Here is a 21,062-nt window from a genome sequence, read left to right on the forward strand (position 1 = left end):
TTTAATTATATTATGGTAGATATTGATATTAATTTTAATTCGTCTACAGCTGATAAAGCTTTAGACATGGCCAATAGTTTTTTAAGAAAGCTTGTAGGTCCATCTCTTGAGGAAGTCGGATTAACATGGTCAGATAACTTTAAGATGAGACGTATTGCCAATTCTATTAAAAACCTGGCAAAAGTTAAAAAAATTTTAGAGGGTAATAATATTGATCCAAAACAAGTAAACCTAAAGGTGCTGATACCTTATTTGGAAAATGTATCACTTGAAGAAGATGAAACTTTGCAAGAGGTGTGGGCTAATCTTTTTGTAAATTATCTTGATGCTTCTAAAAACCTCAACGAAACAGTTTATCCATACATTTTATCACAACTCTCTACGCAAAATATAAAAATCATTAACGCTATGGCTAACAATAACGGAAAATTTACTATGATTCCGGAACAAAAATTTGCAGAAGAGTTCGTTAAAAATATTGAAGCATTACCAAATTTAATTAGATTAGGAATTATTGTATTAATACCGGAGCCTAATAGTGGACTTTTGACTGCCGGTGCTTTAAGTAGAAAAGTGGATCAAAACTATACTACTTGGTATGATTTAACTTCTTTTGGCTGGAACTTTTTTCACGCTTGTACCAGATAATAATGATTTGTTAAAACTATTCTTGAGTATGTTTTTACAAAAATCGGTCTTTTGAACTATGGATTTTTAATCCTATTATACAATAAAACAATTCAAAGTAGTCGGAATTTTCGACTACAAACAACCATACTTCTTTTACCACATAAAAATCTAATCTATAAACTGCACCTCAAAATCCTTTTCATCCTTCAAATTCAAAAACTCCTGATTTTATATAGGAAGAATTAGCAGTAAGGTATCACAAACTGTGATACCTTACATTTCTTTAAGTTAGCTTTTGCTCCTCTTTTTCAATTTCCTCTTCTTTCCAAGCTTGATATTCTTCTTTTGTTGGAGCAGTTTCTTTCAGCATTCCTGCATATTGGCTAAAAAAAGATTCGTCAATTAGTCTAAGTACAATACAACCATTTTCTTCAAAAAAGGCAATTTTCTTTCCGGGTTCAAAGCCATATTTTTTTCTTAAACGAACTGGTATTACAACTTGTCCTTTTGCTGAGATTAAAGAAGTTTCCATCCTTTTTTAAATCCATTATTCAATCCTAAAAGTAATACTTTTGCATCAAGTCATGAATCATACAGAAATAACAAATCAACATACTTCTTTTATCATACAAAAAACTGCAACCTTCGTAAAGCAAACCTTGCAAAACGCGGAAAGCGGACACGACTGGTGGCACATCTTACGCGTTTGGAATAATGCTAAACAAATCGCCCAAACCGAGGAAGTTGATTTGCTTGTTGTAGAATTAGCAGCCTTACTTCATGATATAGCCGACAGCAAATTCCATAACGGAGATGAAGAAATCGGGTCAAAAACAGCAGGAGATTTTTTGAAAAGTATTGAAGTTGATGCAGAAGTGATAGGGCATGTACAGCAAATCATCCGCAACATGTCTTTCAAATCCAGCTTTGGAGAAGCTACGTTTTCTTCTGAAGAAATGAAAGTAGTACAAGATGCAGATCGGTTGGATGCCATTGGCGCAATTGGTATCGCACGCGCTTTTACTTATGGAGGATTTAAAAACAGGGAAATGTATAATCCGGAAATTGAGCCGAATTTTAACCTCACAAAAGAAGCATATAAAAATTCTACTGCACCGACCATCAACCATTTCTACGAAAAACTGTTGCTGCTGAAAGATCGTATGAATACAAAAACCGCCCCAAAAATTGCCTCACAAAGGCATCAGTTTATGGAACTGTACCTCGAACAGTTTGCTGCTGAATGGAACGGAATAAAATAAGTGTATTTTCGCGCTTTGAACACTTAAAGCGACTTGATGTATAAAATATTTTACCTACTTCTTTTATCGGTACTTTTTCTGTCTGCCCGGGCACAAACAGATACGCTGAAGCAGCAGCGCTTTAACCTGCATTTCCAGCAAACGGTTATCACCCAAACCCATCCTGGTTTTAGTGCAAAATATTCTGGCGATAATAGTTTATCTGCTTTTCACGAAACCGCCACTTCTTTAACAACAACGCTTTACGGCGGCGCTCGTTTATGGAAAGGTGCCGAAGCTTATTTTAATCCTGAAATGTCTGGTGGTGCCGGTTTTAGTCAAACTTTGGGAGTTGCCGGTTTTCCAAATGGCGAAACTTTTCGGGTAGGTTCTGCCGAACCTAAAATTTATGTTGCCCGCGCTTATTTACAGCAACGTTTTAGCTGGGGCAAAGAGCAGGATACGATAGAAGATAACAACAACCAGTTAGCTGGTTTGCACAGCCAGCATTATTTTTTAATCCTTGCCGGTAAATTTGGCATGGCTGATTTTTTTGATGGCAATGCTTTTAGTCATGATCCGCGAAGGCAATTTATGAACTGGTCGCTGATGAGCAACGGTGCATGGGATTATCCGGCCAATACACGCGGTTACACTTATGGTGTTTATATGGATTACCACCAGCCTTCCTGGGATTTACGTTTTGCCCTTACCATGATTACCAATACGGCAAATGGTTCTATTTGGGATGAAAAAATTAGTAAAGCAAATTCGCAAACCTTAGAATTTGAAAAACGTTACGGACTTCCGGGTGATAGAAAAGGTACTGTTCGCATTCTGGCTTTTAATAACAATGCTAAAATGGGAAATTACCGCGAAGCAATTGCAGAAAACCCTGTTGCTCCTGATGTCGTTTCTACGCGTGCTTACGGCCGTAATAAATTAGGTTTTGGTATCAGTGCTGATCAATTCCTAACAAAAGATTTCGGTGTTTTTGCTAAAGTAAGCTATAATGATGGGCGCAATGAAACCTGGGCTTTTACAGAAATTGACCGTACGGTAAGTTTTGGGGGCGTTTTAACCGGAACTTCCTGGAAGCGAAGTAAAGATGAAGTTGGTTTAGCTTTTGTTGGAAATGGTATTTCTGCCGCCCACCGCGATTACCTGGCTGCCGGCGGTTATGGTTTTATTATTGGCGATGGTGCCTTAAACTATTCACCGGAGCTGATCGGAGAGTTATATTACAAGGTAAACGCTTATAAAAACATGGTTTTTCTAACGCCCGATTACCAGTTTATTTTGCACCCGGCTTATAACATAGACCGCGGTCCGGTAAATGTATTTGGTATCCGGGCACATGTGGAGTTTTAACGTATAAAAGCTAAATAGCCAAAATAAACAAGCATACAACCAGCGCTGATAAAACTCATGCGCATGGCATTTTTAAAGTTAGCGTTTGATACTGTTTTTATCACCAAAAAAAGCCAGTAGCAAAAAAAGATGAAAACAGGCAGAGCACAGCTTAAAAAAATATAAAAATTAACGGGCTGGTTTACGGCATGCCAGTAATAAAAGCACAAAATGGTTCCAATTACAAATAAACATCCGGCGAAAGCAAAAGAGCCACGATAGCCAAGCAAGATACTCAGCGTGCGGTCGCCGCGGCGGCTGTCTTCATTGTGCTGGTAAATTTGTGTGAGCGGATAAGAAGCGCCAATCAGGCAGGAGCAAATAATTCCAGCCTCTAAAAAATGCCCATTCCACAAATTAAAAATGCTTGTACCGGAAACAGCAGCGTAGGTAGTCCAGTAAATAAAAGCGCCCTGAAAAATAAAAACCACCAGAAAAGAAACAACAGGATATTTTTTTAAACGCGTTGCCGGATGACTGTATAACTTAGACAAAATGCCATAAACAACAACGGCAAGTGCAAACTGCCATCCCACAAAAAAAGCTAATAAAAAAGCCACAAAGTCCATCAGCAACGAAAAATAATACAGGCTGATATCTACTTTTGGCGGTTTGGCCAGCAGGGCTATACTTTCCTCGTCTTTATCAAAATAACTATTATAGGCATTGCTTGCCGGATACACTAAAAAATGCCAGGTAAAAAAAGCAACAATTGCCGGCCAAAAATGTACTGTAGGAACCTGGCTTAATGCAAACAGATAAACCGGCAGCAGCAAAATAGAAAACCCTAAACGCAGATGAACCAGGGCTGACCGGCTGGGAAACATTATTTTTAAGGTTTAATTTGTAGTGTAATAATATTAAAAAATCCCGGTTAACGAATATACTTAATCCTTAAACATGAAATACTTTGTTTTTATTTTTTTTAGTCTTTTTTCAACCGTTTTTTCCTTTGCCCAAAGCAGGCAGGTAACCAATTCAAGCATCACGTTTAAAATCAAAAATCTGGGCATTGCCACCAGCGGAAGTTTTTCAGGCCTCGTGGCTACCATTAATTTTGATAAAGATCATTTAAATACCAGCAGTATAGAAGCTTCTGTTGATACTAAAACTATCAATTCTGATAATACGATGCGCGATAACCATTTAAAAGATGAAGAATATTTTGATGTCGAAAAGTATCCTGAAATTAAGCTGAAGTCGGTTTCTTTTACCCGTAAAAACAACGAAAATTTTATTGGCGTTTTTAACCTCACCATAAAAGATAAAACCAAACCCGTTAAAATTCCTTTTTCGTATATAGAAAACAACACCGGCAGTATTTTTAAGGGCAGCTTTGATATTAACCGTCTTGATTTTGGCGTAGGAGGAAAAAGTATGGTCCTGGCAAATGAGGCTACTGTTTTGATAGAGGTAGAAACAACAAAATAAGGTTATAATAAAACAAGAGGTTAATGAGGAGTTGCATCAGCGCAATAGGAATTGCCAATCCTGAATATAGCATTTCACAAAAAGAAAGTTATCAGTTTATGGGCAAAGCCTTTGGCCTGAAAGAGCAACATGCCGCAAAACTGGAAAGTATCCATGCTAACTCTGGTATCGAACGGCGCTTTTCTGTTATTCCTGATTTTTCTGGAAATGATTTTGCCCAAAATACTTTTTTTGGTGCTTCGGCCGATCTTGAACCCTTTCCCGATACTGCAAAACGGCTTAAATTATACGAAAAGGAAGCGATTACAATTGCCGTAAATGCGGTAAACAATTGCCTGGAAAGTTTCGACAGTAATTTTAAAGCAAGCATTACAAATTTAATAACGGTAAGTTGTACGGGCATGTATGCACCGGGACTGGATATTGACCTGGTTGAAAAACTACAATTAAACCGCAATGTTGAACGTACCTGCATTAATTTTATGGGCTGTTATGGTGCCGTAAACGCATTAAAAACAGCAGACTATATTTGTCGATCCAATCCTCAGTCAAAAGTGTTAGTGGTTTCTGTAGAGTTATGTACCCTGCATCTCCAAAAAACCAATAGCTTGGATAATTGGGTTGCCAATGCTCTTTTTGCTGATGGCGCTGCTGCTGTAATTGTTGAAAATACAGCAAACCGTACGGGTAAAGGAACTTGCCTGGAACTCGAAGCCTTTTATTCGGAATTTATGTATGAAGCCCGAAATGAAATGGCCTGGTTTATTGGTAACACAGGTTTTGAAATGAAGCTGACCGGCAAAGTGCCTAAACAAGTTAAAGAACATATTAAACGCATTGCTGATCGTTTGTTAAACAAAGCCAATCTTCAATTTAATGAAATAACAGCTTTTGCGGTCCATCCGGGCGGACGGAAAATACTGGAAGCAGCCGAAGAAGCGCTTGAACTTCCGGAAGAAGCGAACCAGTTTTCGTATGAGGTTTTGAAGGATTACGGCAATATGTCATCCGCTACCATACTTTTTGTATTGCAAAAACAGCTTTATTCGCCAAATGCCATTGAACATGGAAATATCATGGGCTTTGCTTTTGGTCCTGGCCTTACGGTAGAATCTATGATCCTGAAAAAAACCCAATGAAAGTAATTGTTATTGGCGGAGGGCTGGCTGGCTTGTTTAATGCTATTTTATTAAACAGAGCTGGTTATGAAGTTACGCTGATTGAACGTAAAACTTATCCTTTCCATCGCGTTTGCGGCGAATATATTTCTAATGAGGTTGTCCCTTTTCTACAACAATTAGGCATCCATCCGGAACAGCTTGGCGCAGCAAAAATCTCAGAACTGGAATTAACAGGAATCTCAGGCAAGAAATTTAGCCGAAAATTAGGCTTGGGCGGATTTGGCATCAGTCGTTATGCTTTTGATGATTTTTTGTACCGAAAAGCAAAAGCAGCAGGTGTTGAGTTTATGCTGAATACCAAAGTAGATGATGTACAATTTATAAATGAAGGGTTTGAAGTTCATTTATCCTCAGGCGAAGTTTTAAAATCTCCGTTGGTTATCGGTTCTTTTGGTAAACGCTCCAACCTCGACCAAAAGTTAAAAAGAAGTTTTTTTTACCAGCGAAGCCCTTTTTTTGCAGTTAAATATCATATTAAAGCTGATTTCCCCAACAACCTTATCCAATTGAATAATTTTAAAGGAGGTTATTGTGGGGTAACTGCTGTTGAAGACAACAAATTTTGCCTGTGTTATTTAGCGCATCAAAAACAGCTGAAGCAATGGGGTAATATCACTGCTTTTGAGGAACAGGTTGTGAGAAAAAACCCTGCTTTAAACCAGCTTTTTCAAAACTCGGATTTTTTGTGGAACAAGCCCAAAGTAATCAACGAAATTTCTTTTGAGAAGAAAAGCTTGGTGAAACAGCACATCCTGATGAGTGGCGATACAGCCGGAATGATTGTTCCTTTATGCGGAAACGGGATGAGCATGGCCATTCATTCCGCAAAAATCCTAACAGAAAACATCAGGCAGTTTTACCGGAAGAATGACCTGAACCAGCAGGGCCGGCAAAAGCTGGAACAATCGTACATTAAACAATGGGACACTATTTTTGCAACCAGGCTATGGACGGGCAGGCAATTACAGCCACTTTTCAGGCATACTTATCTAACAGAAACTGCTTTAAGTTTATTGGACCGTTTTCCTGTTATTGCAGATAAATTAATTGAAAAAACCCACGGACAACCTTTTATTTAGCAGGACTTTATAATGCTTCTTTTATGCCTGTAATTTTTAGGTTTGTTTTTTTTGCCGATAAAAGAAGCATGGAACTCTTGCTATTTTTAAGATGGTAAAAGAAGCATTCAAAATTTTTGAAATGAAATTGAAAACGGCCTCTCCTAATTAATTCTGATAAGCATGCCCGATTTTAGCAAACGCAGTACCGAAGAAGAAATAATGGACGATTTCACGCTTCCTGAAACAGAATTATTTCCTGTATTAGAAGGGCTGGAACGTATTAATACTGTACTTGGCGGTTATCAGGTTTTTTACGATGCTTTTAAACAGTTAAATTTAAAAAGCAGCGAAACGGTTAGCGATTGGGGCTGCGGCGGAGGAGACGGATTAAGGAAACTTGCCCGTTGGGCAAAACGCCGGCATCTTTCTATCCGGTTTACCGGGTTAGATGCAACACCTGCAACTATCCGTTTCGCAAAACTTCGTGCTGCTTCTTTTAGCAACATTAAATTTATTCAGGCAGATGTTTTAAAAGATGTTCAGGCAGAAAAATACGATTACGTAATTTCAAGCCTTTTTACCCATCATTTTGATGATCGAAACTGGGTTGTGCTCATTCAAAAAATGCTTGCTTCCTGTAGAAAAGCAGTAATTATTAACGATTTGCACCGCCATCCGCTGGCTTATTACAGCTTTATAGCAACAGCAAGGCTATTTAGCCGGACAACTATGATCCGCCAGGATGGCGCACTTTCGGTTTTACGCAGCTTTACCAAACAGGATTTGGTTAACCTGCTTCAGGGTGCTGGCATCAAAAAGTATAAAATAAAATGGATGTGGGCTTTTCGTTGGCAGATAATCATCTATAAAACCTAATTTTGAAATATGAAACTCAATGTCCTGGTTTTTATCAATGCTTTGGCCGTTGCGGTTACGCTGTCTATCGTTAACTTCTATTTCAGCCATAACTGGTTTGATGTAATGCAGATATTTTTTATCTCGCTGATTACCAGTTTTATTGTTTTTTATTACCTGATCGAAAAATATGTTTATTCCAAGATCAAGCTTATTTATAAGCTCATCCATAACCTTAAACTTGGGCGTGATTTGCGCGATGCTTTGGGCGAAAACATGAGTTCTGACCCTATTCATGATGTAGAAAAAGAGGTAAAAGAATGGGCAAAAGAAAAAAAATCTGAAATCGATATTCTTAAAAAACAGGAACAGTTCAGGCGCGAATTCCTTTCCAATCTTTCGCACGAATTTAAAACACCTCTTTTTGCTATCCAGGGTTATTTGGATATACTGTTGGTGGATGGTTTAGAGGATACCGAACAGGCATTGAAGTTCTTAAAAAAGGCATCCAAAAATGTTGACCGTATGGGTTACCTGGTTAAGGACCTGGATGAAATATCTAAACTGGAATCAGGGGAATTTCCAATCCAATATACCAAGTTTAAAATAAATGAGCTGATAAAAGAAGTATTCGAATCTATGGAAAACCAATCGGCAAAATATCAGATCAAACTTGTTTTTAAGGAAAAATACAACGAACCAATTTATGTAAATGCCGACCGCGAAAGGATCAGGCAGGTTTTAGTTAACCTGATTGATAATGCTTTTAAATATGGCAAAACCAACGGAACAACTTCGGTAAGTTTGTTTTCGCTGCACGACCAGGTTTTGGTTGAAGTAACGGATGACGGTGCCGGAATTGACGAAAAAAACCTGCCCCGTTTGTTTGAACGCTTTTACCGTACCGATGCCAGCCGGTCCAGGCAAATTGCCGGTTCTGGTTTAGGTTTGGCAATTGTAAAACATATTATAGAAGCACATGAGCAAACGATTAATGTTAGAAGTACATTAGGCATCGGTTCTACATTTGGCTTTACTTTAAAAAGGGCAAAGCAGCAGCCATTTCCCGGGTTACAGTACTCGATTTAACATTAACTTAACATCATTCCTTTACTTTTGTCTGTAATTTAAAAGCATGTCATTAAACAGCATTTTTCAATATTTTGTACCAAAGGATAAAAAAATATTTTTTCCTTTATTTGAGCAGGCAGCAGTCAACGTAGTTGAAATGGCCACTTTATTGGTAAAAGCAGTGAATGCTGCAGAAGTAAGCAAAAGGGAAACCTTATATCAGCAGATTGATAAACTGGAAAATGTAGGCGATGAGATTACGCACCAGATTTACCTGGAATTAGGCAAAAACTTTATTACACCTTTTGACCGGGAAGATATTCACTCTTTAGCAACCGCAATTGATGATGTTGCAGATCTGATCCAGGGTTCTGCCAACCGGATGAGTTTATACCAGATCAGTGAAATGACAGAGCCTATACAAAAATTATCAGATCTGATTTTACAGGCAAGTATTGATTTGCAAAAAGCGGTTGGCGAACTAAAAGACCTGAAAAATGTACGCAATATCGCAGAATCCTGCATTCGTATCAACAGTATAGAAAACCAGGCAGATTATGTTTTTGACCGCGCTGTGGCCGATTTGTTTTTGTATGAGAAAGATGCCATCAGGCTGATTAAATATAAAGAAATTTTGGCTGCGCTTGAAACAGCAACAGACCGATGTGAAGATGCGGCTAATGTAATGGAATCTATCATTGTAAAAAACGCATAAGTAATGATATCTACCTTATTGGTTGTTGTAGTTATCTTAGCCCTCATATTTGATTTTATCAACGGTTTTCATGATGCGGCAAACTCTATTGCTACCATTGTATCCACCAAAGTTTTAACGCCTTTTCAAGCTGTTTTATGGGCTGCATCGTTTAATTTCCTGGCTTACTTTTTAATTAAAGATCATAAAGTAGCCAATACTATTGCCAAAACGGTTTACGAAAACTTTATAACTATGCACGTTATTATGGCAGGTTTATTAGCAGCTATAACCTGGAATTTAATAACATGGTGGTTTGGTATTCCTTCCAGTTCTTCGCATACATTAATTGGAGGGTTTGCAGGCGCCGGAATGACGAATGCTGCTTTTATGGGTGTAAACCCTTTTCATGCAGTTAATTATGGGCCAATTATAAATATTGTTTTGTTTATTTTTCTGGCACCAATTATTGGGATGCTAATTGGTATGGCCATTAATATCCTGATTATCAATATTTGTAAAAATGCCCGCCCGTCTGTAGCCGAAGTATGGTTTAAACGGTTACAGTTAATATCATCCGGTGCTTTAAGTTTTGCGCATGGCGGTAATGATGCCCAGAAAGTAATGGGTATTATTTATGTTGCCCTGGTTGCATCAAAAGTAATTACAAGCGATGCAAAAATGCCTGAATGGATACCTTTTGCCTGTTATTCTGCTATTGCAGCAGGAACGATGTCTGGCGGATGGAAAATTGTAAAAACAATGGGCACCAAAATTACTAAAGTAACGCCGTTAGAAGGTGTAAGTGCCGAAACTGCAGGTGCAATCACCCTGTTTGTAACCGAACATTTTGGTATCCCTGTATCTACCACCCATACCATCACCGGGTCTATTATTGGTGTTGGCTTAACCAAACGTGTATCTGCCGTTCGCTGGGGCGTAACCATTAACCTCATTTGGGCCTGGGTTATTACCATTCCGGTTTCTGCATTGGTTGCCGCCGGCGTTTTTGCCATTATTAAACTTTTTTAGCAAGCATTGGTCTTATTAATAACTGCTTCAGTATCAATTGAAGCATAAATTTGATAACGATGAAACTTTTATAAGCTGTTTTTGCGTTAAGCAACTACAACTTGTATTTAACATAAATGCTTCATCCAAATTAAAATTTAATGAAAAAGCAGAACCCTATTTTACCCGCTACTCTTTTTACCATCCTTTTTTTTACCATCAACTTAAATCAGGCACACAGTCAGGTTTTGAATAAGCTTTTATCAAAAGCAACAAAAACAAATACTGCAGCAACACCTTCTGATCAGGAAATTTCTACCGGCATAAAAGAAGCATTGCAGCAGGGAATTGTTAAAAGCAGCGATCAGTTATCGGCGGTAAACGGATTTTTTGGGAATGCAGCGGTTAAGATTTTATTTCCTCCGGAAGCACAAAAAGCAGAAAACACGTTGCGGAAGTTGGGTTTAAACAAACTTTGCGATAACGTAATCCTCTCCTTAAACCGTGCAGCAGAAGATGCGGCGAAGGAAGCCAAACCGATTTTTATTTCGGCATTAAAACAAATGAGCGTTAAAGATGCCGCCAATATTTTATTAGGCCCAAGCGATGCTGCAACACAATACTTTAAGCGGACAACTACAGATTCTCTTGCGGCAAAATTTCGTCCGGTAGTTCATAATAGTTTAAATAAAGTTGGCGCAACGCAATATTATAATCAGGCTGCAACTTCTTACAATAAAGTTCCTTTCAATAGAAATAAGGTTGATCCGGATATTGAAAATTATGTAACGCAAAAAGCTATCAGCGGTCTGTTTGTAGAGATTGCGCAGCAGGAATTACAGATCAGGCAGAATTTGCCTTCCTCACGTTCTACTGCGTTATTACAAAAGGTTTTTAGCTACGCTGATCAGGCCAAAAAGTAAGCACTAAATTTTTAACCGATAAAAGAAGCATCGGTTTTAAAACCGATGCTTCTTTTATGCCTGTTATTTTTGGGTTGGCGCGAAAAATTCAAAATAAAAAATCCGGCATGTGTAATAACTATACCGGATTTTTTATCGATAAAAGAAGTATCTGTTAGATTAACAACCGTACAGGTTCTTCTAAGAATGATTTAACGGTATTTAGGAAAGCCGCCGCCGTAGCACCATCAACCACACGATGATCGGCACTTAACGTTACTTTCATTACGTTTCCAGGAACTACAGCACCGTTTTTAACCACCGGCACAGATTGGATACCAGCTACCGCGAGGATACATGAATCCGGCGGATTGATAATTGCAGTAAAATCATCTACACCAAACATGCCTAAGTTAGAGATGGTAAAAGTTGAACCTTCCCAGTCTGACGGCTGTAGTTTTTTATCTTTTGCTTTTTTAGCAAAATCTTTTACTTCTGCAGAGATACGGCTCAATGATTTACCATCTGCAAAACGTACAACCGGAACCAATAAACCTTCGTCAACTGCTACCGCGATACCAATATTTACATGTTCGTTTGTACGGATCTTATCGCCTAACCAGGAAGAATTAATAGCCGGATGCTGTTTTAAAGCAGATGCACAAGCTTTAACTACTAAATCGTTAAATGATATTTTAACAGGTGATACCTCGTTCATCTTAGTACGGGCTACCATAGCAGCATCCATATCAATAGAAACGGTAACAAAGAAATGTGGTGCAGTAAACAGGCTTTCGGCTAAACGTTTCGCAATCACTTTACGCATTTGCGTAACCGGTTTTTCTGAGTATTTCTCTTCACCAATATATTGCGGAAGAACAATAGTGCCTTGTGCTTTGGCCATTCCTTCTTTAGCTGTTGCGCTGGTAGCAATAGCTTCCTGTGCTTCTTTTAAGGATGGTTTTTCGGCGGAAGTTTCAGCTTTGGCAGCAGGTGTAAAGGCTTCTACATCTTTTTTAACAATGCGTCCGCCTTCGGCACTTCCTTTAACTTCTGTCAGGTTGATGCCTTTATCTTTAGCAATTTTACGTGCTAACGGAGAAGCTTTTACGCGACTGTCATCAGCAGTTGTTGCTGCAGCTGGTGTTTCTGCTTTTGCTGGTTCAGCAGCTTCAGTTGTTTCTGTTTTTGCTTCTGGTGCTGCGCCAGTATCTTGCAATAAAGGTGTAATATCAGTCCCTTCTTTACCTACAATGGCAATAATGCCATTAATAGGTGCGGCTTCTCCTTCTTTTACACCAATATAAAGCAAGGTTCCTTCTTCGTAACCAACCACTTCCATGGTTGCTTTATCGGTTGCTACATCAGCAATGGAATCGTCTGCTTTAACTTTGTCGCCAACTTTAAAGTTCCATTTTTCAATAGTCCCTTCGGTCATTGTATCACTTAACAGCGGCATCCTGATTACAGTAGCCGGAATGCTGGACAGATCAACTTTGGCAGCAGGAGCAGGAGTTGCAGCAGGTTTTTCTTCTGCTTTTGGCTGTTCTGTTTTTGTTTCGGTCTGAGGGGCAGAACCACCTGCGCCCAAGGCTGTTTTATAATCTTCGCCTTCTTTACCAATTACGGCAATTACAGCATCAATTGCCACTGCTTTACCTTCTTCAGCACCGATATAAAGAATCGTACCATCCTGGTAAGATTCAAGGTCCATTGTAGCTTTGTCAGTTTCTACTTCAGCTAACAAGTCACCGGATTTTATTTTATCACCAACTTTTTTATGCCATTTAGCCAATACCCCTTCAGTCATGGTATCGCTCATTTTTGGCATTTTTACTACTTCGGCCATATATTAGATTTGAAGTTTTTTATATTGATAGGAGTGATGCTTCTTTTATCGTATTAAAATTAGTCCATGATGTAAGGATAATCCTTCTGTACATAAACATCAGTGTAAAGCTCTGATGCTTCCGGGTACGGAGATTCTTCTGCAAATTTTACAGCCTCATCTACAATACCTTTTACTTTGGCATCAATACTTTCTATCCACGCTTCATCAGCATATTTTTCTTTTAAAATAGCCTGTTTTACTACTTCGATCGGGTCTTTCGCTTTATAACTTTCTACCTCGTCTTTTGTACGGTATTTTTGCGGATCAGACATGGAGTGCCCTTTATAACGATAAGTGCGCATTTCCAGGAAAGTTGGCCCTTCGCCTTTGCGTGCACGTTCTATCGCTTCGTCCATGGCATTATGTACAGCAACAGGGTCCATACCATCAACCGGTGCAGAAGGCATATCATAAGCCAGGCCCATTTTGTAAATATCAGTCATGTTGGTTGTACGGGCCACAGAAGTTCCCATGGCATAACCATTATTTTCGCAGATAAAAACAACAGGGAGTTTCCAAAGCATGGCCATGTTGAAAGTTTCGTTTAAAGCCCCCTGGCGGACAGCGCCATCGCCCATATAACAAAGGTTTACAAAATCTTCTCCTTTATATTTACTTGCAAAAGCAATACCTGCGCCTAACGGAATTTGTCCGCCTACAATAGCATGTCCGCCATAAAAATAGTTTTCTTTATCAAAAAGGTGCATTGAACCACCTTTTCCTTTAGAACAGCCAGTTGCCTTACCATACATTTCGGCCATGATTGCATTTGGGGAAGTGCCTAAAGCTAAAGCATGTGCATGGTCCCGATAGGTAGTAATCATACTATCGCCTTTTTTAATAACAGACATGGCACCAGCTAAAACAGCTTCTTGTCCGATATATAAATGACAAAACCCGCGGATTTTTTGTTGTCCGTACAACTGTCCTGTCTTCTCTTCAAACTTACGCATCAATAACATGGATTCGTACCACATTAAATACGTGTCTTTGGTAATAGCAACTGAGCTCATGAACTATATTCTTTGTTTAAGAACAGCAAATCTAATTATATCCTGATAAAAAAGCGAAACTCTAAACAGTTTGTTTACGTTATAAACAGGAAATAAAGATTGACGAAAATTATTAATTTCGTTTTTTTTATTGAAAAAAAGGCAATAGCTTTGAAATCCTGATAAAAGAATGCTTTCAGGTAAATTAAATTAACTGGATAAATAGTTAACTAATTAATATTTGATGAAGAAATTAGCAATCGTTATTTTGTTTATAGTAACAACTGCAACTGTTAATGCTCAAGTAGCAAAAGTCGTTCCAAACCAACCCACCGAAAAAAACAATGATGATGATAACGAAGATAATTTGAGTAAAGGGTACTTTTCTCAGATTATGGGCGTTGCTTTATCTGCAACTTCTAATGTTAAACTGTTCCAATTTGTATATGATTGGATCGGAACGCCTTATCATTTGGGCGGCGACAATAAAAAAGGGATTGATTGTTCTAAATTTGCTTTCGAGCTGTACAATAAAGTATTCAATACCGTTATTGGCAACAACAGCCGGAATATTTTCAGTATGGTAAACCCGGTTGGAAAAGAAGAATTAAAAGAAGGCGATTTAGTTTTCTTTAAAATACACAGCCGTTCGATCACTCATGTTGGTGTTTATATTGGCGATGGCCGGTTTGCACATGCATCTTCAAGTAAAGGCGTTATGATTAGTAATTTGGCTGATCCGTATTGGACAAGGTATTATTTTAACGGTGGCCGCTTGCTCTCGGACCTTACGGCAAGTAATTAAATAAAAGCCCTGTAAAAGAAGTACAGGGCTTTTATTTTTACACATCTTTTGTTGTTCTTACTAAGCTGATGCCGCTCGAGAAGAAGATTATACCAACGATAACGGCTACCCATACAGACCGCGTATCACCAGTATGCTGAATAAAGGCATAAGCGCCATAAATAATTCCGATAATGCCAAGCACGGTTAAAAGTCCGCCAAAAGTTCTTTTCATATTTTATTGTTTAAAGGTTTAAGTGTTTCTGTATCAGCAAAAAATAAACCAAATTTATTGTTACTGTTTTTATACATTTATTCCGGTTTAAAACAATCTCAAAAATGGCCAATATTTTCTCTCTGATTTTCTTATTTATCGTTCTGATTGTGGTTTTCAGTTCATTTGTAACTGTTAAACAGGGCACTATTGCAGTAGTTACTGTTTTTGGCAAATACCGGCGCATTTTATTTCCCGGTTTAAATTTCAAACTTCCGCTGGTTGAGCAAATATATTCCCGCATTTCTATCCAAAACCGCTCTGTCGAACTGGAATTTCAGGCAGTAACGGTAGATCAGGCAAATGTTTATTTTAAAGCCATGATTTTGTATTCCGTATTTGATCAGAGCGAAGAAACCATCAAAAACGTAGCTTTTAAATTTGTGGACGAACGTAACCTGATGCAAGCTTTAATCCGTACGGTTGAAGGCTCTATCCGTGCTTTTGTAGCCACCAAGCGTCAGGCAGATGTACTAATTTTAAGACGTGATATTGTAGAACATGTAAAAGAACAGTTGGACCAGATCCTGGAAGGCTGGGGTTATCATTTGCAAGATTTGCAGTTAAATGATATTACTTTTGATGATGTAATTATGAAATCCATGAGCCAGGTTGTTGCTTCTAACAACCTGAAAGCCGCTGCCGAAAACGAAGGCCAGGCTTTATTAATCACAAAAACAAAAGGCGCAGAAGCCGAAGGCAATGCCATAAAAATTGCTGCGGAAGCAGAACGCCAGGCAGCACAATTGCGCGGGCAGGGAATTGCTTTATTCCGGGAAGAAGTAGCCAAAGGAATGTCTGTAGCTGCAAAGGAAATGAATGATGCAAACATGGATACTTCCGTAATTTTGTTTACCATGTGGACGGAAGCTATCAAAAATTTCGCGGAATATTCCAAAGGAAACGTTATCTTTTTGGATGGTTCTACCGATTCCATGAAACGGACTATGCAAGAACTGATGAGTATGAATTTGCTGAATATGGATCAGAAGAAGGCTTGATGCTTCTTTTAGCAACTATTTTTAATAATCGTTTTTCTTAATTTAGGTTCGGTTATAACTACAAAAGCGTTTTATATTTTTGATTCTTGACCTGCTATATGAATGGGAATATCTGTTAGCGGTACACCACCTTTCACCCCAAAATCTAATGTTGTTGTTGGGAAAGGCAGCATGATGCTGTTTTTATCATATGCTTTTTTGAGCCTAATAATGGCTTCGCTTCCTACATTTAGATAAGTAGCTTGCTCGGGAGAATTTATCCAAAGCCTCAGCATAAAATTAATGGTACTTCCTCCAAATTCCTGATAAAACATTGTAATTTCGTCTTCCGCAGATAAATGTTCCATTCCTTTTAATGTTTCTAATGTTACCTGTTTTACTTGCTCCAGGTTTTCTCCGTAAGAAACACCAATAATTAAATCAAGCCTTCTTTTTCCTAATAAGGAGAAATTTTCTATCGGATTTTGAAACACATCTTTATTCGGAATGATAACCAGTTGGCCCTGGAAAGTACGCAGAATGGTATCACGAAGATTAATTTCTTCAACTTTTCCCATGTAATCTTTCACTTTCACGATGTGCCCAACACGTAATGGCCGCCGAAACGAAATAAATATCCCGGAAATAAAATTAGAGGCAATGTCCTGAAAAGCAAAAGCCAAAGCCAGGCCAATAATTCCGGCACCGGCTAAAATAGAAGTAACAGCAGTATCAAGCTTTAAAATGCTAAGAACCGTAAAAATGGTAACGGCAATAACAAAAATGTAAATAACAGCAGTAAAAAGGTTATTTAGCGCACTGTTATCAGAAACTTTTTGGATCAGGCTCGATGCTATTTTTTTGATCAATTTAGCAGCGTAAATACCAACAACCATTAATAATGCTGATACGAGGATGTTTGGCAACAAGCGCACAAAATTGTTAATCCAGGTAATGATTTTGTGCGATATGAGCTGATAGGCTTTATCTAAATCCATAAATGCAAAATTTTTTCCGAAAAATATATCTGCACTATCATCTTGAATTGGTAGTCAAAACCACTTGAGATCCGGGACTTTGGATGTTGGCATTGTTTTCTGCGGTAAGAAAAACCCTTTTGGTTCAAAAGATGTTACCGTATGAAAAGAAGCTTTTAAAGTGCTTGAAAAGAAGCCACTTGCGCTTTTTAACTGGCCGATATTTTTGGTTCCGTTATTTTTAGTTTCCATCCATACTACATAAAGTTCTTTTGATGGAGAAAGCCGGGAAGGTTCTGTAAGGTGCAATATATTAAGGTCAAGCTCGTAATTGCCATTGTCATCCCTGCCAATTTTTACAGAGCCTTGTGCTGCCGGGACTACGTTGGATGTTGCAAATTTTAGTTTGGTAGAGCAAGAACTGGCCGAAAATAAAAATAAAACAGCTAAAATAGTAAACGATAAGCGGGTTACGCGGTTGGAAAGGAAATTCATTTCTTAAAAAATTAAAGTTAACGGCTAAATAGTATGATTTGTAGTTAACAATTTATCATTTATAATACCACACAAAAAACAATTTGTTTTTGGATAAGGAAAACGCTTGTTTTCAAAAAACGCAATGCTTCTTTTATCGCTATAAAACTTCAGTTTAAATTAACATTAATGGCAAGTAATTTAGGCTGATAAAAGAAGCATCTACATTTTCATCCGGAATAAATACAGAAAAGCTTTTCAATTATTGCACTACCAATTTTAGGTTATCAGATTGATACCGAGCCCTTAGCAACGATTGTAATTTGTGCGTTTTTTTCGGGCTAAACTTCGGTTTGAAACCGGCTATTGCCATTTCTACCGTATCGGTAGCAGATTTGTTTATATGATGAATAATCATTTTGCCTACACCGAAGTTTTGTATGTTAGGATAAAGCACTTTCAATTCTTTTAAAACAGCAGAATCGGGCGAAAGGATTTTTTCGGACGCAGGCGGAACAGCCACTTTTTTATTTATTTGGTGCGTTGTATCTCCATTGGCTTCTTTAGCATAAACTTCCTGCAAAATGCTGGTTTTAATCTGGTTCAGGTCTATCTGTTTTCTGGCATTTAATCCTTGGACGATGCTTAGCTTTGTATCTTTTAAATTGTATTTTGTTAGATCCTTGTTTAAGGAAGCTATTTTATTTTTTGAAAGTTGTTCCCCAAATAATAAAACATTAATTGATTTATCAGGATTATTATATACAAAAGATTTGGTTACCACTTGCGTATTTGGAAACACAAATTGTTCTTCAATAAATTTTTGCGCATTGCTTTCAAAAATGTTTTTGTTGACAATTTTGTAGGCCAAAAAAATACTCGGTAAAAAAGTGATTATTACAATAATAATCATGTAATAAGTTACGCGTTTTTCAACTTTTATATCTTCAAACTGCTTTTTGGTAATCTTTAAATACCTCGATATTAGGTAAGTTGCAATTGCAATAAATACACTGTTAATAAAATAAAGATACAAAGCGCCCAAAACATAATACCAGTTACCAATAGCCAGGCCATAACCAGCGGTACACAAAGGCGGAATCAAAGCAGTTGCAATAGCTACGCCAGGGATTACGTTTGTTTTTTCTTTGCGGGAAGCAGCAACCATGCCAGCCAAACCGCCAAACAAGGCGATAAAAACATCCCATACGGAAGGCGATGTCCTGGCAAGCAATTCAGATTGTGCTTCATGTAGCGGCGTAATGCTGAAATAAATAGCAGAAGTAATAATGCCTATTAAAGTAGCTAACAGGAGGCTTCTGGCCCCTTTTTTTACCAGTTCCAAATCATTTATGCCGATGCCCAAACCAACACCCATAATTGGCCCCATAATAGGCGAAATAAGCATTGCACCGATAATAACGGCAGTGGAGTTTACATTTAAGCCGATGGAAGCAATAAAAATCGCAAAAATTAAAGTCCAAAGATTAACACCTTTAAATTCGATATTTTTACGGATGGAATCAATAATTACAGATTCATCAGCTTGATCATCTTTGAGGTTAAAATGATCGGCTAAAAATTCTTTTATGGATTGTAACACTTTATTCATCGGCTGGTAAATTAGTAGTTTGAAGCTTTTTTGCGAGCGGGCCAATGGTTAACCCTTGTACCAAAATAGAAAACAATACAATGATATAAGTAATCAGCACAAAACCGTCACGATACATCTTTGTACCTAAAGATAAGGCTAAGGCTACCGATAATCCACCGCGTAAACCTCCCCAGGTCAACATCAGCACTGTGTGTTTTTCAAAAATGATTTTACGCCGAAGTAGCCTTACCGGAATATAAACAGAAATCAACCGGGCCAGTAACACAATTAAAATACAGATTAAACCGATGATGCAGAGTGTAAGATTAATTTTGATCACCAGCATTTCCAAACCAATCAGTAAAAACAGTACAGCGTTAAGGATTTCATCAATTAGTTCCCAAAATTTTCCTAAATAATCACGGCTTGTATCCGACAAAACCTCATCTTTTACTTTGTTCCCGGTAATTATCCCGGCTACAACCATCGCCAGCGGACCAGAAACATGTAGATGGCCAGCTACAAAATAACCACCCATACAAATAGCGAGTGTAATCAGCACTTCTACCTTATAATCATTAATAGAGCGCAGCGCGTAATAACCCAAATAGCCCAATATCGCTCCAAAAAGCATTCCGCCGGCAGCTTCCTGTAAAAACAATTTTCCGACAGAAATAACGGATATATCAGCCGTGCCGGAATGTGCTACATCAACCAGCGTCATAAAAATTACCACCGCTACACCGTCATTAAATAAAGATTCGCCGGAGATTTTCAGTTCCAGTGTAGAAGGAATTTTGGCTTCCTTTAAAATTGCTAAAACCGCAATCGGATCTGTTGGCGAAATTAATGCGCCAAAAATCAAACAGTAGATAAAAGGAACAACCAGATGAAACAAACCAAACAGAAGCCAGACCAAGCCGCCCACCAGCGAAGTAGAAATCAGGATACCTAATGTGGAAAGTACCAAAACGTGCAAACGTTCCTTTTTTAATTTCCGCGCATTTATATGTACGGCACCTGCAAAAAGCAGGAAGCTGAGCATAAAGTTCATCAGCACATCCTGAAAATCGATGGCAGAAACTAATTCTACAGCTTTTTGATGAAAAACAAAGCCCAAATTTCCAAGTGCGACCAGCACGATAGAACTGATCAGCGATAGGATCATAATTCCAATAGTTGGCGGCCATTTAATTATACGATGGTTGATGTAAGCAAAAATTGCTGTCAGGATGATGGTGATACTTAATATACTGCTTGTACTCATACGTTGGATCGAAACGTATGCAAGGTACTTACTTTGGCGGGATTCATTCCTTTGCTGAATCAAATTTTAAAAGCAGGATGCTTCTTTTACATATACTTTTTCATTATGCATTGTGATTTGTCAAAAATCAATATTTATGATAATCTGAAGGGAATCCATCAAACACTCCCTCGCAAACTTAAAAGCAGCATGACTTTCTTAGATGTTCTACCGATGGCAAAAAATGTACGATGCGGGAACTTATGAGTATGAATTTGTTAAATGTGGAGCAGAAGAAAGCATGATGCTTCTTTTATCGGATGTTTTAAGTGAAATATAGATTTGCAGTAGAACAAAATCAAA

Annotated in this window: 22 protein-coding genes; 13 read left to right on the plus strand and 9 right to left on the minus strand. The window is 38.1% G+C overall.

The window, feature by feature from the left end; genetic code table 11:
* Window positions 1-12: 12 nt before the first annotated feature.
* A complete protein-coding gene (locus tag GO621_RS14960) occupies window positions 13-648 on the plus strand; it encodes an Abi-alpha family protein (protein WP_157568459.1) in 636 nt (211 codons plus the stop codon).
* Between the two features lie 265 nt (window positions 649-913).
* On the opposite strand, the gene GO621_RS14965 is transcribed toward GO621_RS14960, so the two are convergent.
* Window positions 914-1,162 (minus strand): AbrB/MazE/SpoVT family DNA-binding domain-containing protein, encoded by a 249-nt coding sequence (locus GO621_RS14965; protein WP_157568461.1) that lies wholly within the window; start codon window positions 1,160-1,162, stop codon window positions 914-916.
* Between the two features lie 52 nt (window positions 1,163-1,214).
* On the opposite strand from GO621_RS14965, the gene GO621_RS14970 reads away from it, so the two are divergent.
* A complete protein-coding gene (locus GO621_RS14970) occupies window positions 1,215-1,892 on the plus strand; it encodes an HD domain-containing protein (protein WP_157568463.1) in 678 nt (225 codons plus the stop codon).
* 36 nt (window positions 1,893-1,928) lie between these two features.
* Complete coding sequence (locus tag GO621_RS14975; RefSeq protein ID WP_157568465.1) at window positions 1,929-3,242, plus strand: carbohydrate porin; 1,314 nt, start codon at window positions 1,929-1,931, stop codon at window positions 3,240-3,242.
* Here GO621_RS14975 and GO621_RS14980 read toward each other — a convergent pair.
* The gene (locus tag GO621_RS14980; RefSeq protein WP_157568467.1) at window positions 3,239-4,108 is read right to left on the minus strand and encodes a UbiA family prenyltransferase; all 870 of its coding nucleotides are present in this window, start codon (window positions 4,106-4,108) and stop codon (window positions 3,239-3,241) included. The genes GO621_RS14975 and GO621_RS14980 overlap by 4 nt on opposite strands.
* A gap of 73 nt (window positions 4,109-4,181) precedes the next feature.
* Here GO621_RS14980 and GO621_RS14985 point away from each other — a divergent pair, with 73 nt between their 5' ends.
* The 8 genes from GO621_RS14985 (at window position 4,182) to GO621_RS15020 (ending at window position 11,508) form a co-directional block, all read left to right on the plus strand.
* Entirely contained in the window at window positions 4,182-4,712 is a 531-nt protein-coding gene (locus GO621_RS14985) for a YceI family protein (RefSeq protein ID WP_157568469.1), read from the plus strand.
* Window positions 4,713-4,735: 23 nt separating this feature from the next.
* Window positions 4,736-5,851 (plus strand): type III polyketide synthase, encoded by a 1,116-nt coding sequence (locus GO621_RS14990; RefSeq protein ID WP_157568471.1) that lies wholly within the window; start codon window positions 4,736-4,738, stop codon window positions 5,849-5,851.
* Window positions 5,848-6,972 carry an NAD(P)/FAD-dependent oxidoreductase gene (locus GO621_RS14995; protein ID WP_157568473.1) on the plus strand — a complete coding sequence of 375 codons (1,125 nt, stop codon included), beginning with the start codon at window positions 5,848-5,850 and terminating at the stop codon, window positions 6,970-6,972. The genes GO621_RS14990 and GO621_RS14995 overlap by 4 nt, the downstream gene beginning before the upstream one ends.
* Window positions 6,973-7,134: 162 nt before the next feature.
* A complete protein-coding gene (locus tag GO621_RS15000) occupies window positions 7,135-7,830 on the plus strand; it encodes a methyltransferase domain-containing protein (RefSeq protein WP_157568475.1) in 696 nt (231 codons plus the stop codon).
* A 9-nt stretch (window positions 7,831-7,839) separates the two neighbouring features.
* Window positions 7,840-8,898 (plus strand): sensor histidine kinase, encoded by a 1,059-nt coding sequence (locus tag GO621_RS15005; RefSeq protein WP_157568477.1) that lies wholly within the window; start codon window positions 7,840-7,842, stop codon window positions 8,896-8,898.
* A 46-nt stretch (window positions 8,899-8,944) separates the two neighbouring features.
* Window positions 8,945-9,595, plus strand: a complete 651-nt coding sequence (locus tag GO621_RS15010) for a DUF47 domain-containing protein (protein ID WP_157568479.1) — start codon at window positions 8,945-8,947, stop codon at window positions 9,593-9,595.
* A gap of 3 nt (window positions 9,596-9,598) precedes the next feature.
* Complete coding sequence (locus tag GO621_RS15015; RefSeq protein WP_157568481.1) at window positions 9,599-10,606, plus strand: inorganic phosphate transporter; 1,008 nt, start codon at window positions 9,599-9,601, stop codon at window positions 10,604-10,606.
* Between the two features lie 140 nt (window positions 10,607-10,746).
* Window positions 10,747-11,508, plus strand: coding sequence for a DUF4197 domain-containing protein (locus tag GO621_RS15020; RefSeq protein ID WP_157568483.1), 762 nt, complete (start codon window positions 10,747-10,749; stop codon window positions 11,506-11,508).
* Window positions 11,509-11,662: 154 nt separating this feature from the next.
* Here the strand turns inward: GO621_RS15020 and GO621_RS15025 are convergent, their stop codons facing one another.
* Window positions 11,663-13,336 carry a dihydrolipoamide acetyltransferase family protein gene (locus tag GO621_RS15025; protein ID WP_157568485.1) on the minus strand — a complete coding sequence of 558 codons (1,674 nt, stop codon included), beginning with the start codon at window positions 13,334-13,336 and terminating at the stop codon, window positions 11,663-11,665.
* Window positions 13,337-13,395: 59 nt separating this feature from the next.
* Window positions 13,396-14,391 carry a pyruvate dehydrogenase (acetyl-transferring) E1 component subunit alpha gene (gene pdhA / locus GO621_RS15030; RefSeq protein ID WP_157568487.1) on the minus strand — a complete coding sequence of 332 codons (996 nt, stop codon included), beginning with the start codon at window positions 14,389-14,391 and terminating at the stop codon, window positions 13,396-13,398.
* Window positions 14,392-14,614: 223 nt separating this feature from the next.
* On the opposite strand from pdhA, the gene GO621_RS15035 reads away from it, so the two are divergent.
* On the plus strand, window positions 14,615-15,175 hold the full coding sequence (locus GO621_RS15035) for a C40 family peptidase (protein ID WP_157568489.1): 561 nt from the start codon (window positions 14,615-14,617) through the stop codon (window positions 15,173-15,175).
* Between the two features lie 37 nt (window positions 15,176-15,212).
* Here the strand turns inward: GO621_RS15035 and GO621_RS18915 are convergent, their stop codons facing one another.
* Window positions 15,213-15,389 (minus strand): hypothetical protein, encoded by a 177-nt coding sequence (locus GO621_RS18915; RefSeq protein ID WP_198170267.1) that lies wholly within the window; start codon window positions 15,387-15,389, stop codon window positions 15,213-15,215.
* A gap of 104 nt (window positions 15,390-15,493) precedes the next feature.
* Here GO621_RS18915 and GO621_RS15040 point away from each other — a divergent pair, with 104 nt between their 5' ends.
* Window positions 15,494-16,429 carry an SPFH domain-containing protein gene (locus GO621_RS15040; protein WP_157568491.1) on the plus strand — a complete coding sequence of 312 codons (936 nt, stop codon included), beginning with the start codon at window positions 15,494-15,496 and terminating at the stop codon, window positions 16,427-16,429.
* Window positions 16,430-16,500: 71 nt separating this feature from the next.
* Here the strand turns inward: GO621_RS15040 and GO621_RS15045 are convergent, their stop codons facing one another.
* The 4 genes from GO621_RS15045 to GO621_RS15060 form a co-directional block, all read right to left on the minus strand.
* Window positions 16,501-17,406 carry a mechanosensitive ion channel family protein gene (locus GO621_RS15045; protein WP_157568493.1) on the minus strand — a complete coding sequence of 302 codons (906 nt, stop codon included), beginning with the start codon at window positions 17,404-17,406 and terminating at the stop codon, window positions 16,501-16,503.
* Between the two features lie 54 nt (window positions 17,407-17,460).
* Window positions 17,461-17,880 carry a hypothetical protein gene (locus GO621_RS15050; RefSeq protein WP_198170268.1) on the minus strand — a complete coding sequence of 140 codons (420 nt, stop codon included), beginning with the start codon at window positions 17,878-17,880 and terminating at the stop codon, window positions 17,461-17,463.
* Window positions 17,881-18,121: 241 nt separating this feature from the next.
* Complete coding sequence (locus GO621_RS15055) at window positions 18,122-19,471, minus strand: TIGR00341 family protein (protein ID WP_157568495.1); 1,350 nt, start codon at window positions 19,469-19,471, stop codon at window positions 18,122-18,124.
* Window positions 19,464-20,720, minus strand: coding sequence for a cation:proton antiporter (locus GO621_RS15060; RefSeq protein ID WP_157568497.1), 1,257 nt, complete (start codon window positions 20,718-20,720; stop codon window positions 19,464-19,466). Before GO621_RS15060 ends, GO621_RS15055 begins: the two co-directional genes overlap by 8 nt.
* Window positions 20,721-21,062 lie beyond the last annotated feature (342 nt).

This window comes from Mucilaginibacter arboris (genome assembly GCF_009754915.1).
Taxonomy (GTDB): Bacteria; Bacteroidota; Bacteroidia; order Sphingobacteriales; family Sphingobacteriaceae; genus Mucilaginibacter_A; species Mucilaginibacter_A arboris.